Source organism: Pseudomonas frederiksbergensis (genome assembly GCF_003732275.1).
Taxonomy (GTDB): Bacteria; Pseudomonadota; Gammaproteobacteria; order Pseudomonadales; family Pseudomonadaceae; genus Aquipseudomonas; species Aquipseudomonas frederiksbergensis_H.
On record NZ_MOBM01000020.1, the window covers coordinates 142509 to 156606 of the forward strand.

The 14098-nt window shown below is 58.3% G+C and carries 9 protein-coding genes; 7 read left to right on the top strand and 2 right to left on the bottom strand.

What is annotated here, in order from left to right:
* Window positions 1–68 precede the first annotated feature (68 nt).
* Entirely contained in the window at window positions 69–1634 is a 1566-nt protein-coding gene (locus BK662_RS16390) for a carbohydrate porin (protein ID WP_123358932.1), read from the bottom strand.
* Window positions 1635–1801: 167 nt separating this feature from the next.
* Between BK662_RS16390 and BK662_RS16395 the strand changes: the two genes are divergently transcribed.
* The 6 genes from BK662_RS16395 (at window position 1802) to BK662_RS16420 (ending at window position 8656) form a co-directional block, all read left to right on the top strand.
* A complete protein-coding gene (locus BK662_RS16395) occupies window positions 1802–3076 on the top strand; it encodes an ABC transporter substrate-binding protein (protein ID WP_123358933.1) in 1275 nt (424 codons plus the stop codon).
* 21 nt (window positions 3077–3097) lie between these two features.
* The gene (locus BK662_RS16400; RefSeq protein ID WP_123358934.1) at window positions 3098–4060 is read left to right on the top strand and encodes a carbohydrate ABC transporter permease; all 963 of its coding nucleotides are present in this window, start codon (window positions 3098–3100) and stop codon (window positions 4058–4060) included.
* The gene (locus tag BK662_RS16405) at window positions 4057–4899 is read left to right on the top strand and encodes a carbohydrate ABC transporter permease (protein ID WP_123358935.1); all 843 of its coding nucleotides are present in this window, start codon (window positions 4057–4059) and stop codon (window positions 4897–4899) included. The genes BK662_RS16400 and BK662_RS16405 overlap by 4 nt, the downstream gene beginning before the upstream one ends.
* Before the next feature lie 27 nt (window positions 4900–4926).
* Entirely contained in the window at window positions 4927–6072 is a 1146-nt protein-coding gene (locus BK662_RS16410; RefSeq protein ID WP_123358936.1) for an ABC transporter ATP-binding protein, read from the top strand.
* On the top strand, window positions 6069–7571 hold the full coding sequence (locus BK662_RS16415; RefSeq protein WP_123358937.1) for a glycoside hydrolase family 32 protein: 1503 nt from the start codon (window positions 6069–6071) through the stop codon (window positions 7569–7571). The genes BK662_RS16410 and BK662_RS16415 overlap by 4 nt, the downstream gene beginning before the upstream one ends.
* A gap of 92 nt (window positions 7572–7663) precedes the next feature.
* A complete protein-coding gene (locus BK662_RS16420) occupies window positions 7664–8656 on the top strand; it encodes a LacI family DNA-binding transcriptional regulator (RefSeq protein ID WP_123358938.1) in 993 nt (330 codons plus the stop codon).
* A 52-nt stretch (window positions 8657–8708) separates the two neighbouring features.
* Here BK662_RS16420 and BK662_RS16425 read toward each other — a convergent pair whose 3' ends face one another.
* Window positions 8709–9071, bottom strand: a complete 363-nt coding sequence (locus tag BK662_RS16425) for a DUF6124 family protein (RefSeq protein WP_123358939.1) — start codon at window positions 9069–9071, stop codon at window positions 8709–8711.
* Between the two features lie 792 nt (window positions 9072–9863).
* Here BK662_RS16425 and BK662_RS16430 point away from each other — a divergent pair.
* Window positions 9864–13982, top strand: coding sequence for a T1SS-143 repeat domain-containing protein (locus tag BK662_RS16430; protein ID WP_259695924.1), 4119 nt, complete (start codon window positions 9864–9866; stop codon window positions 13980–13982).
* Window positions 13983–14098: the final 116 nt, after the last annotated feature.

The window sequence follows — 14098 nt, forward strand, 5'->3', positions numbered from 1 at the left end:
TTACAGGTTCGACTTTCCTTTAAATGACTGGCATTACGGCACGACACCTGTCGCAGATGAAGCAGATATTAGAACCAGGTTTCCATCTGTATGCCGTATTGCCATACGCCTCCAGCATTGAAATCCGACTTGCCGAAGTTGTCTGTTGAACTGTATCTGTCCAGGTCCGAAGACCAGTTCATCAGGCTTGCGAACACTCGCAGTTCGGGGCGTGTGAGCAGGTCTCCAACGTCAGGTTTGAATGTTGGAGCGATCGTGAATTTCCAGAAGTTACCGTCGACCGCATTACGTTGCAGGTAGCCCTTGGGGTCGAGGTCCATGGTTTGCCAGCTCATTTCGTAGGCCATCTCGAAATTGCTGTTGATTTCATTGGCCAACCGCACGTTCAGAGTCATCCAGCGGTAATCGTCACCCTTGACGTACCTGTCCTTGCTTTGTTCGGCCAACAAGCTGGGGCCGATGCGCCAGCCGGGGGCAATAGGTGTCTCGCCGTAAAGCGCCAGACGCAGCGCCCGGGCGTCGTCGATCAGTTCGCCATCCGAACCGATGTTCTTGACCTCTGCCCCCAGGCCTTGCCCGTAGAGCAGTGCCGTTTTGAAGAAGCCTTCCCTGCCGAAAAAGTTTTTCTGGTGATTGGCCAGCATGCTGTGCAAGCCGGAATCCGCCGGCGTCAGGCCCGCTCCATTGGTGCGGGTGCCAACGTCGTTTTTCTTTGAGCCAATGCCATTGAACATCCACTGCCACTGACCGTTATCGAAGAACTGGTTGGAGGTCAGGATGTAGCTTTCCACATCGGCATTGACGCCGCCTTCACTGAAATCCCCGTAGTTACGCCCGATCAAGGAGTAATTCGAGCGCCAGTTCTTGTTCATCTGCACATCGTAGATACCACCCCCGGTGCCGGCCAGAAAGACGACGTCCGAGTCCAGCCAATGGATATCGAAATTGTCCCTGTCGAATCGTTTACCTGCCCACAAGGTGGAATTTTCGAATACTGAGTTGCCCTTGAAGGCGGCGAGATGATCGAGCTCGGTAAATACCTGACGCACGTTCAGGTTGCTTTCGTCGGCCGTCCAGTCATTGGAACTCTCCACACCGTCGGCGATGGACACCGTGAATTTGGAACGGGTACCGTTCTGCGCATAAATTTCTTTCGACAGGTCGATGCGCATGTAGGTGTCGTCTTCGTTACCGAGTCGCCCGACTGCCCCCCCGACTGAACCGGCAGGGGTGGTATAAGGACCGCCACGACCACCACCCAGCCCATCGTTGATCAGCAATCCGGAACGGGCGTAGCCCTTGAAGCTGAAGCCGTCAGTCAGGTGTGCGCTGCTGTCCTGCTTTTCCATGCTTTGCTGACGGGCTTCGAGTTTTGCCAGTCGGGTGTCCAGAGCAGGCACCGACATGGCTGCTGCAGTAGACGCAGCGGGCTGCAAGGCGGGAGTGGAAAGTTTGATTTGCTGCAATTCCCTGGCGAGTGCCTGGGTTTGCTGTTCGGCTGCGGCGGCGCGTTTTTCCGCTGCGCTGGCACGGGCTTCAAACGCAGCCATGCGCTCTTCCAGAGTCGCGGCCTGAGAGGTTGCCGCCGAGGTGCCGAGCACGCCCGCGATTAGCCATCTTGATGCTTTCTGCATGTAAATCCCCTGTTTTGTTTTTATTTTTCTGCTTGCGCAACCGGCTTTTCTTCGTGAACTGTGAATTGTCAAAATTGACGAAAAAAAGGATGCCTCATCGCAAATACGCTGCTACATTTGGCGATGTTAACGTTAACTTTTCTAAAAACAAAAATAAAGAGGGCTTTATGAAACAGCTTAAATCTCTTCTTCCAGCAGCACTGCTCACCCTTTGTGCCGGGCTTCCATCCCTCTCGAACGCAGCCGATTTGACGATCTCCTGCGGCGCGGTGGGTGCGGAGTTACAACTCTGCAAAGAGGCTGTCGAGGCGTGGTCGAAACAGACCGGCAACCACGTCGAGGTGGTCTCAACACCTAACTCGGCAACCGAGAGGTTGTCGTTCTACCAACAGATCCTCAGTGCGCAGTCCAGCGACATCGACATCATTCAAATCGATATGGTGTGGCCGGGGATGCTGGCCAAACATCTGATGGATCTGCGCGAGGTGCTTCCTGCCAACGCAACACAAGGCTACTTCCAGGCACAGGTGGATAACGCCACGGTGAACGGACGGCTGGTGACGATGCCGTGGTTCACCGACTCGGGTCTGCTGTATTACCGCAAGGACTTGCTCGAGAAGTACAACCAGCAGGTTCCCCAGACGTGGGAGGAAATGACCGCTACCGCCAGGAATATTCAACAGGCCGAGCGCACTGCCGGGAATCCCAATGCGTGGGGTTACATCTTTCAGGGGCGCGCCTACGAGGGCCTGACGTGTAATGCGCTGGAGTGGATCAGCAGCCAACCGCAAGGCGGGCTGGTCAATCCACGAGGCGACATCGTGGTCAACAGTCAGGCCTCGAGAACGGCGTTGACCCTGGCGAAAAGCTGGGTAGGAGACATCTCCCCGCGTGGCGTACTCAATTACACCGAGGAGGAAGGCCGGGGCGTATTCCAGTCGGGAAATGCGCTGTTCATGCGTAACTGGCCGTATGTCTGGGCCTTGGTGCAAAGCCAGGACAGCGCGGTAAAAGACAAGGTCGGGGTCGCTCCCCTGCCCCGTGGCGGCGAGACCGGCAGCCATGCCTCCACCCTCGGTGGCTGGGGTCTGGCGGTATCGCGTTACAGCGCCCATCCAAAACTTGCCGCAGAGCTGGTGAGCTACCTGACCAGTGCCCAAGAGCAAAAACGCCGTGCCCTGATAGGCGCCTATAACCCGGTGATCGAGTCGCTGTACCAAGACCCCGAATTGCTCGCGGCCATGCCTTATTACGCTCAGCTGCACACCATTCTCAACGATGGGGTCATGCGCCCCGCCTCAATAACCGCCGATCGCTATCCACGGGTCTCCAATGCATTCTTCGATCGAGTGCATGGCGTGCTGGCGGGCGAGTTGCCTGTGGATCAGGCGCTGGCCGAGCTGGAAAGCGAACTCACACGCATCAAACGCCGGAACTGGTAAGCCACAAGGAAGAAAATCACCATGTCTGTTTCTACTACCCATGTCCCCTGTGACGAGCTTCTGCTCACCAGGGAAACGCCCGTACAACGACGCCGGGTACGCGCCGCCTGGCTGTTTCTGACACCGATGCTGTTGTGTCTGGCCCTGGTGGCAGCCTGGCCGCTATTGCGCACATTCTGGTTCAGCCTGACCGACGCCAGTCTGTCGGACACCGGTGGCGGAACCTTCATAGGTTTGAGCAATTATCTGTTCCACAACGGCTCCAGCTGGTCGGGCATCCTGGTCGATCCGCAATGGTGGAACGCGGTGCGCAACACCTTGCATTTCACCGTGGTGTCGGTGGGGCTGGAAGTCGTACTGGGACTGTTGGTGGCATTGCTGCTGAACATCAAGTTCACCGGACGTTCTCTGGTGCGGGCGATGATTCTGATTCCCTGGGCGATTCCGACCATTGTCTCGGCAAAGATCTGGTCATGGATGCTTAACGACCAGTTCGGCATCATCAATCACATGATGCTGAGCCTCGGCCTGATTGACGCGCCCCTGGCCTGGACGGCCGATGCGGACCTGTCGATGTGGGCGGTGATCCTCGTCGACGTCTGGAAGACCGTCCCTTTTGTCACACTACTGATGCTGGCGGCCTTGCAGATGTTGCCGAGCGATTGCTACGAAGCCGCGAGGGTCGATGGCATTCATCCGCTGAAAGTGTTCTGGCGTGTCACCCTTCCCCTATTGATGCCTGCACTGTTGGTGGCGGCGATCTTCCGCATCCTCGACTCGCTGCGGGTATTCGACGTGATCTATGTGCTGACCTCGAACTCGTCGAGCACCATGAGCATGTCGGTGTATGCCCGCCAGCACCTGGTGGAGTTCCAGGACGTCGGTTACGGCAGCGCGGCCTCGACGCTGCTGTTTCTGGTGGTTGCGGTCATCGCCATGCTTTATCTCTACCTCGGACGCCGTCAACTGGAGGTCCGGTCATGAACCTGCGCCTACTAAAAAAAGCACTGTTGCGCCTCGGATTCTGGTGCCTGATCGGGGTATTGCTGCTGTATGCGGTTTTCCCTTTCTACTACGCCATCGTGACTTCGCTGAAGCCATCCAGCGCCTTGTTCGAGGTGAGCTACTGGATCGATAACCCCGACTTCTCCAATTACGCGGCGGTACTCAACCAATCCTCATTCCTGCTAGCTATCGGCAACTCGCTGGTGGTTGCGCTTAGCGTGGTGACGCTGGCGTTGTTCCTCAGCGTGACCGCCGCCTATGCCTTGGGCCGGGTGAAGTTCCGTGGGCGTGGCACGGTGTTGATGATGGTCCTTGGTGTGTCGATGTTTCCTCAGGTCGCGGTGTTGTCGGGACTGTTCGAAGTGATCCGCGCGCTGGGCCTGTACAACACGTCCTGGGCGTTGATTCTGAGCTACACGATTTTCACCCTGCCCTTCACCGTCTGGGTGCTGACCACATTCATGGGGCAACTGCCCCATGAACTGGAAGAAGCGGCAATCATGGATGGCGCTTCACCCTGGGTCACGCTGACCCGCGTGCTGCTGCCCCTGCTCTGGCCCGCACTGGTTACCACTGGCTTATTGGCCTTCATCGCCGCGTGGAACGAGTTCCTGTTTGCCCTGACCTTCACCCTCACCGACACCCAACGCACGGTGCCGGTCGCCATCGCCTTGATTTCCGGCGGCAGCCCCCATGAGTTGCCTTGGGGGTTGTTGATGGCTGCATCGGTGCTGGTCACCGTCCCACTGGTGATTCTGGTGCTGATCTTCCAGCGCCGAATCGTTTCCGGTCTCACTGCCGGCGCGTTAAAGGGTTGATGCCCAACAAAGACAAGGAACAGCATCGTGATCAAATTGAAACTGGACAACGTGAACAAACAATTGGGCGGCGCGCGGATTCTTCGCGACGTCAGCCTGGAAATCGCGGCGGGTGAATTCGTGGTGTTCGTCGGCCCTTCGGGCTGCGGAAAATCGACCCTGCTGCGACTGATTGCAGGACTGGATTCGATCTGCGGCGGCGACCTGCTGATCGACGGGCGTCGGGTCAACGACCTGGAGCCGCGCGAGCGTGGCGTCGGCATGGTATTTCAGTCCTATGCGCTGTACCCGCACATGAGCGTCTACGACAACATCAGCTTTGGTCTCAAACTGGCCAAGACTGAAAAGACCAGCCTGCGCGAGCGTGTGCTGAAAACGGCGCAAATCCTGCAGTTGGACAAACTGCTGCAACGCAAGCCAAAGGAACTGTCCGGCGGGCAGCGTCAGCGTGTGGCCATGGGCAGGGCCATGGCGCGGGAACCGGACATTTTGTTGTTCGATGAGCCGCTCTCCAACCTGGATGCGTCCTTGCGGGTGCAGATGCGCAACGAAATCGCCCGGCTGCATGACCGACTGGGCTCGACCATGATCTACGTCACCCACGATCAGGTTGAAGCGATGACCCTGGCCGATAAAATTGTCGTGCTTAATGGTGGTCGCGTAGAACAGGTCGGCTCACCGCGCGAACTCTATGAGCGCCCGGCCAGCCGCTTTGTCGCCGGTTTTCTCGGTTCGCCCCGGATGAATTTTCTGCCGGCACGCCTGCAAGCGCCAGGCGAAACCAGCCTGGTCGACACCCTCGTATGGGGTATCACGTCCCTGCCCTTCGACAGCTCGAAGCTGGCGGCCGGTACGCAGCTGACCCTGGGGATTCGCCCGGAGCACCTGTCGCTCAAGGCAGCGGATGGAACCGCCGGCGTGGTCGTGACCGCGGTCGAATACCTGGGCAGCGAAACCTATGTGCACCTTGAGACAGGTCAGGACGAGCCACTGATCTGTCGTTGCGAAGTCAGCGCTGGCTGGCAGGCAGGCGATCGGGTCGAGCTGCAACTGGACATCGACAACCTGCACCTGTTCGACGCCGACGGCGCGGCCTTGAGCCGTCATCCACACGCCATTGAAACCCTGCCGGATGGCGTTTCACAACGCCCGGTACGAGCAAGTGCCCTATGACTGTGTCTTTGAATTCCATGAGTGTTCCAATGTCCGCTGCCCTTGATATTGCGCAGCATGCGCTGCGTGATGGTCTGTCTCGCGTCATCGACGATTATCGTCCCGGTTATCATCTTGCCCCTCCAGCGGGCTGGATGAACGACCCTAACGGGGTGGTGTACTTTCGTGGCGAATACCACGTGTTCTATCAACACCACCCCTTCGAAGCAAAATGGGGCCCGATGTATTGGGGGCATGCCAAGAGTGCCGATCTGGTCTATTGGCAGCATCTGCCCATTGCGCTGGCGCCCGGCGATGACTTCGACCGCGACGGTTGTTTTTCCGGTAGCGCGGTGGTGTGTGGCGATACCCTGGCGCTGATCTACACCGGGCACACCTGGCTGGGGGACGTGGGTGACGAGCGCTCGATCCGTCAAGTTCAGTGCCTGGCCACCAGCACCGACGGCATCCGGTTCGTCAAGCATGGCGCCGTCATTGAAACCGCGCCGCAAGACTCGATCATGCACTTTCGTGACCCCAAGGTATGGCAGGAGGATGACTGCTGGTACCTGATTGCCGGCGCGCGTCTGGGCGATGTGCCGCTGCTGCCGCTGTACCGTTCCACGGATCTGCACACCTGGGAATTCCTCGACTATGTGTCCAGCGGCAGCGAGGGCGATGGCTATATGTGGGAGTGCCCGGATCTGTTCCGACTGAACGGGCGCGATGTGCTGCTCTACTCCCCTCAAGGCATGCAACCCGAGGGTTACGAACGGCTGAACAAGTACCAGACCGGTTATCGAGTGGGCCAACTCGACAGCGAATGGCACTTCACCGGCGGGCCTTTTATCGAGCTGGATAATGGCCACGATTTCTATGCCGCGCAAACGCTCCTGGCCGCCGACGGTCGGCGCCTTGTGTGGGCGTGGCTCGACATGTGGGAAAGCCCGATGCCGAGCCAGGCCCATCACTGGTGCGGCATGCTCGGTTTACCGCGCGAACTTGAACTGCACGCCGATCACCTTTGCGTATATCCGGCACGGGAGCTCACCGCTCTGCGCAAGGCGCCATTGCCGGGCACGCCTTGGTGGGATGAATCGGGAACCCTGTGCGTGCCGCAAGTGAATGGCGACATGCTCGAAATCCATGTGCATCTGGATTTGCTCGGTTGCACCGACGGCCACCTCGGAATCGCTTTGCGTTGCAGCGACGATGACCATGAAGAAACCCTGCTTTACTACGATGCATTGCTGCGGCGTCTGGTGCTGGACCGCAGCCGCTCGGGTGCGCAAGTCACCGGTCAGCGCAGCGTGTCGATAGACCCGACACAAGAGCGACTGGAATTGCGCGTGTTTCTCGATCGCTCGTCCATCGAGGTATTCGACGAAAACGGCCGCTTCAGCCTCAGCAGTCGCCTCTATCCGCGGCCCGACAGTCTGGGGGTGAAGCTGTTTGCCGGCGGGAGTGGCGGACGTGTCTCGATTCACAAGGCATGGTCTCTCGACTCTGGATGGTTATGAGCGGCGGATGGCTATGAGCGGCGTCATTCGAGTCGCGAGAAGCCCGGGCCCTGTGTCATGATCCTGCGTCAACCTGACCGGCCTCGCCTCGCATGACTTCAGTGAAAGACGTTGCACAGCTGGCCGGCGTGTCCCTGATGACGGTTTCTCGAGCGCTCAACAATCCGGAAAAACTGAGCCCCGAAACCCTTCAGCGGGTGCGTCGCGCCATTGACGAACTGCAATTCGTACCGAGCCTGTCGGCGCGCAAGATGCGCGGCGACAATCTCCAGTCGCGCACCATCGGTGTGTTCGCACTGGACACCGCGACCACACCGTTCGCCGTCGAGTTGCTGCTGTCCATCGAACAGACCGCGCAGCAGGCGGGCTGGAATGTGTTCATCCTTAACCTGTTGAGCAACCCGCCCACCGACCAGAATATCGACCTGATGTTGTCGCACCGTCCCGACGGGTTGATCTTCAGCGCCATGGGGTTTCGCCAGGTGTGCATTCCCGAGCGCTTGAAGAGCAAACCCCTGGTACTCGCCAATTGCCTGGCAGATGACAGTCACCTGGTCAGTTATGTGCCAGACGACGAAACGGGGCAGTATCGGGCCGTACATCACGCGTTGAGCCAGGGTTATCGGCGCCCTCTGTGCATCAATCTGCCCAAACAGAGCCTGGCCTGGGAGCTGCGACAAAAAGGCTTGTTGCGTGCCTGTCAGGCATTCGGTCTTGCGCCTGACGCACTCCTGCAATACGACCTTTCCGATCATGATGCCTATGGTGAAACCGCAGCCATCCTTGACCGGCACATTATTGAAGGACGCCCGGAATTCGACATTCTGATTTGTGGCAACGACCGCATTGCCTTTTGTGCCTATCAGCTGTTGTTGGGCCGTGGCCTGAAGATTCCCGCCGATGTCGCTGTGCTCGGCTATGACAACATGATCGGCATCGCCGAACTGTTCATCCCGCCGCTGACCACCGTGCAACTGCCGTACTACGAGATCGGTCGCAATGCGGCCCGGCACCTGATCGAGGCCCTGGAGGTATCGGGAACCCAGTCGGTTGATTGTCCATTGGTGGTCAGAACGTCGTTATGAGCTGTCAAACCCCTTTACCGAGGGGCAAGCCTCTCGGTAAAGGGCTGAGTGATTACTTGGGTGGAACGAAGTTATCCAGCATTCGATTCACCGCCAGTTCAGCCAGCATGATGACTTGCTGAAGCGCCAACAGCGTATTGCGATGGGTGCCCTCCATCAATGCAGCAATGTCGCTGGCCATGACACTGGCCGACGCCAGGTTCTCGCACGTTTGAACCAGCAAGGCTTCATGACCGACATCCGGCGCAACCATGTACATGGTGCTGGGTTTGCGTGGGGTGTTGTTCATGATCGCTGCCGGGTTGAGGTAGAAATTGAGGGCGCGCTCGGCGGCTTCGTGGAATTTTTTTGAATCGTCAGATTCGTATGGGGATGCCGGATCGGTATCCGGTGGGTTAGGCGTAACTTTGAACATAAATCAAACTCCTGATACGAGTTTATTAAAAAGAGCCATCACACTCGCTACCAAACGAAGGTGGTGGCCATACGCGGGTTGGTAGACCGGTCGTATCAGTTCCCGGCGCCCTCGAAAGGACCCCGCGCATGACCACCATAATAGGTGACGCGATGCGCCGTGATACGAAACCGGGCTACCAAACCCGATCACTGATTTCAGTGACAGGGAAACGATAGAGCCCGGCCCATCGGCGCACAAGCCGGCGGATTCTGTCTTAACCGTAGGTAACGGCGCAAGGTCTTGTAGCCCTTCGGGAAGTAACACGGAGTGTCTTTAAACACGCATCGTTAAACGCGTGATCGCTATCAAAAAAACGAGAAAGCGGCTCAATGCCGGTCAGTTAAGTCGAAATCCCTGTGGGAGCGGGCTTGCTCGCGAAAGCGGTGTGTCAGACGACATCAATATTGACTGTCGTCTTCGCGAGCAAGTCGAATCGTCGCACCGCCGCTCCCACAGGTTCCGTGGCTTGATTTTGGGTTGTATCGCGGCGCTGCGCCTGCCGCCCGCTTAACATCATGCAGGCCGCGCGGCGATACGTTTTTTGCGATTTATCTCAGCCTGAGCCATTCACAAACGAAATATGCGCGCCACTCCTTCGCGCCCGCATCCCGTCTCCTCCTCCCAAGTAGTCCGAAACTCCCATCCCGCTTGGGAGTATCGGGCAATGCGCAATCTCTGGCGCTTCGCCATAGTTGCGACCAAAGGTCAACGGTCAGGCCTCGATGACCGCAACTACCCCAGGTAAAAGTCATGACTATTGACGAACAAAATGCATTGCTGACAACCTCGATTACCGCCAGCGCTCTGAGCGTCGGGGCGACCGGCGTGAAAGTTTCGCTGGACGAAACGGCCGGGTTGCAGAACGCCGCCACTTCAAGCGCTGCGGAAGACGCTAACGACAACGACACGGCGTTACCCCTGCCCTCGGCCTTCGCTACCCGTTTGACCGCCCTTGGGGCAGTTGGCGCAATGGATGCGGCCTTGAGTGGCTATACCGGTGCCGTGGGCAATACGGGCAGCAATGCATTCACCATCAGCGGCGCAACAAGCGCTACCGATGTCAGCTTCGTCGGCAGCACTGGCGCACCGCTCAATGGCGTGGACAGCGGACTGGATACTCTCGATGGCACCAGCATCCTTCTCTATACGGATACGGTGAACAACAACATCGTTCTGGGCCGAGCTGGCCCAGCCGGCGCGATCGTGTTCGCTGCCTATATCGAAGAAACCGGATCGCCGGTCACGGGCGGCAAGATCTGGACCGTGGAGTACCAACCGCTCAAGCATCCAGGTATGACGAACCCCGATGACGCGGTCGATCTGACGGGTTTGGTTTTCATCGGAGCCAGTCAGAACCTGGAATTCAGTCTCAAGGATGCGCCCTCCGGTCAGAACCTCTTCCTGATGTTCACGACGGCGAACCCGACAGTTGTCGACGTCGGTGGTGTCATGCGGATCACGGATCCCGCCATCATTGCCACCGGCAAGGACCCCGCAAACCAGTCAACTGGCGTCAGTATAACCACTGGCGACACGATCAATACCAGCCAGGCAGGTGGGCCGACCACCTTCGGCACCAACAACCAGATGATTACGGAACAGGAAGGCATCCGTTTTTCGTTCGTCTCGGGTGCCAGACAGAATGTGACCATTCCTAATCTGGATCAGAATGAAGCAGATGTCGAAGCCAACGCCGACTTTACCGGCGTCGTCAATGTGAATACGGTCAGTTTCGACGTCGTGCAGTTGCAAAGCGGCAAGAGCGCTGTGGTAAAAATCAGCGCATTCACCACCGCTTTTGAATCTGGCACGCAATTCATCGACGGCTATGCGAATGATACGAAGGTTGACATCGTCAGTGTTCGCGTCCTCAACAGCACCGGGACGGTGATTGATAATTCAGACGGAACGGTGAATGACACCACCATTGGCATCACCTTGGTTAATGGGATTGCAACCATCACCGGCATTAAAGCCGGCTACGCGATCGAATACACCACAACGGAGGTTCACAACCGCGTACTCATCGAGAACGGGGCGGCCCTCACCGCCAAGGGCAATGAGCACGCCGACTTTGATATCGATGGCCTCCACCTGTTCCAAGCCTCTGTTACGAGCGTCGAAATCGGTTCCCAGATGATCTTCGAAGACGACGGGCCGGCGGCGGCCGGGACCGCCGTGACAGGAACCGTCGACGAAGATGGCCTGGCCAATGGCATTCCCGGCGGTACGGGCGACGTGGCTGGCGAGGCGACCACGGCCAGTGGCAGCGTGACCGGCATCTTCCAGGCCGGCGTCGACACGCCGCTGACCTTTGCCTTGTTGAGTGACACCAGCGGCTTGCCGGCGCTGAGCTCGGGCGGGGTGGCGCTGGTGTACAGCGTCGCGGGCAACACGCTCACCGCCAAGGCCGGCGCAATCGACGTGTTCACCTTCAGCCTCACCGCAGCGGGTGCCTACACCTTCACCCTGCTCAAGCCGCTGGATCATGCGGCTGGCAACAACGAAAATGACATCACCATCAACTTGGGCTCGCTACTGCGTGCCACCGACAAGGACGGTGACACGGTGACGGCTGCGACCGAAAAACTGGTCATCACCGTCGACGACGACACCCCGACGGCGACCGGGACCACCGTGACAGGAACCGTCGACGAGGACGGCCTGGCCAATGGCATTCCCGGTGGTACCGGCGACGTGACTGGCGAGGCGACCACAGCCGGCGGCAGCGTGACCGGCATCTTCCAGTCCGGCGCCGACACGCCGCTGAGCTATGCCTTGTCGAGTGACACCAGCGGCTTGCAGGCGCTGAGCTCGGGCGGGGTGGCGCTGGTGTACAGCGTCGCGGGCGATACACTCACCGCCAAGGCCGGCGCGACCGACGTGTTTACGTTCAGCCTCACTGCAGCGGGTGTGTACAGCTTCACGCTGCTCAAGCCGCTGGATCACGCGGCAGGCAACGACGAGAACGACATCACCCTCAACCTGGGCACGCTGCTACAAGCCACCGACAAGGACGGCGACACGGTGACGGCCGCGGCCGGGAAGCTGGTCATCACCGTCGACGACGACACGCCGACGGCGACCGGGACCGCCATAACGGGAACCGTCGACGAGGATGGCCTGACCAATGGCAATGCCGGTGGTACGGACGACGTGACTGGCGAGGCGACCACAGCCGGCGGCAGCGTAACTGGCATCTTCCAGTCGGGCGCCGACACACCGCTGAGCTATGCCTTGTCGAGTGTCACCAGCGGCTTGCCGGCGCTGAGCTCGGCCGGGGTGGCGCTGGTGTACAGCGTCTTGGGCAACACGCTCACCGCCAAGGCCGGCGCGACCGACGTGTTCACCTTCAGCCTCACCACAGCGGGTGTGTACAGCTTCACGCTGCTCAAGCAGCTGGATCACGCGGCTGGCAACAACGAGAACGACATCACCATCAACCTGGGCACGCTGCTGCAGGCCACCGACAAGGACGGCGACACGGTGACGGCCGCGGCCGACAAACTGGTCATCACCGTCGACGACGATACGCCCGTTATAGGGACAGCCCCTGTGCAGGATGTCGATCCCACTTTGGGTGCGACGTCATGGACCTTTTCGGGTGACTTCGCCTACTCGATAGGTGCGGACCAGCGCGGGCCGACCTACTCTTCGGCAGCGGACAGTGATTTTGCCGGCCTCACCCTCTCTGGTTCGGCGAATGATGTTGCGATCGTTGATCCAACGGTCACCTGGAGTTCAGAGAATCTCGACAGTGCCACGTTTAACGTGTCGTTCAAATACGATCACGATCGGAGTCCTGGCACGGCGCCTGAACCGGTGGAAGGCACGCTGGTGTTTGACAAAGCCAATGACACCTATACCTTCACGATGGATGCGCTGCAAACGACGCAAGACGTCACGCTTGGCGAAGGCACTGGATACAAAACGTATGACGTGGGTGGTACGAGCCCTTCCAGTGGCCCATCACCTGTGGCCACTGGGAAGCTTGGGGAAGGTTTCTACATCCAGATCACAGGCTTCGAGTCACCACTTAGTGCCAACGGCAATACTGTTGTGACGGAGGGTGAGCTTGTGAGCGGCACGCAGGCCCCTGTAACCTTGTCCAGCACTGCTCTGGGCGTCTCCGGAAATACGATCCAGGCAGGTGAAGCGGCCAACATCAATTTCTTCCAGACTGATCCGAAAGGAAATCTGGGCGCGACCAATTTTAGTTACGCGACCGATTTCTTTATCAAGTTCGATGGATATGAGACTGAAAGCGATGATCTTGTGCTTCTAGTCAGCCTTGCTGATGCAAATAATCCCGGCACGACTACAACACGTGCCATCTACGTCGACCAAGGCGATGTGTACGAGAACGATACAAACAACGCCGATCTTGTTGGAACCAAGTACGAGGCCCTTATCGTCAACGATCCAGCCGATCCGAACGACCCGTTCCTGGACAATAATGACGCTCTATTGATTGTTGAAAGCAATGACTTCAACACCCAGATCGGTGATAACTGGCTCATCAAGGGTATTCAGATTCTTTCGAATGATGCTGGCCTTACGGGCAGCGCGATAAATCTGAATCGCGATGTCGGTGCCGATGGCGGAAGCAGCACTTCCGCACAGCCGGTCGTTGGTCTCGTCGGGCCTGGAAACACGATTGCGGAGGATACGAGTACGAATCCGCTGAAGATCATCGATGCTGGTTTCTCCACCACCACGACTACACCAGCTACCCTTGATCTAACGCTGGATTTCAAAGTCGTCGATAGCGACAGCGATTTCACCGCTGTACAGACGATTGATATCGAAAATCCTGTCGTGGTCGAACTGGTGGGAGTAACTAACTTGGCACCGACAGATTTCGTCTGATGCCGTAATTTGTATGACGTCTTAAGGAGGTGTTTATTGGTTAACCCCGCTGCCCACAAGGCAGCGGGGTTTTCCATTTACGGTCTACCTCCCGGTATCCCATGTCGGTGGCCAAA

Coding starts and splice junctions, on each gene's coding strand:
- BK662_RS16395 (WP_123358933.1), top strand. CDS start 1,802: ATGAAACAGCTTAAATCTCTTCTTCCAGCAGCACTGCTCACCCTTTGT.
- BK662_RS16430 (WP_259695924.1), top strand. CDS start 9,864: ATGACTATTGACGAACAAAATGCATTGCTGACAACCTCGATTACCGCC.
- BK662_RS16400 (WP_123358934.1), top strand. CDS start 3,098: ATGTCTGTTTCTACTACCCATGTCCCCTGTGACGAGCTTCTGCTCACC.
- BK662_RS16420 (WP_123358938.1), top strand. CDS start 7,664: ATGACTTCAGTGAAAGACGTTGCACAGCTGGCCGGCGTGTCCCTGATG.
- BK662_RS16405 (WP_123358935.1), top strand. CDS start 4,057: ATGAACCTGCGCCTACTAAAAAAAGCACTGTTGCGCCTCGGATTCTGG.
- BK662_RS16425 (WP_123358939.1), bottom strand. CDS start 9,071: ATGTTCAAAGTTACGCCTAACCCACCGGATACCGATCCGGCATCCCCA.
- BK662_RS16390 (WP_123358932.1), bottom strand. CDS start 1,634: ATGCAGAAAGCATCAAGATGGCTAATCGCGGGCGTGCTCGGCACCTCG.
- BK662_RS16415 (WP_123358937.1), top strand. CDS start 6,069: ATGACTGTGTCTTTGAATTCCATGAGTGTTCCAATGTCCGCTGCCCTT.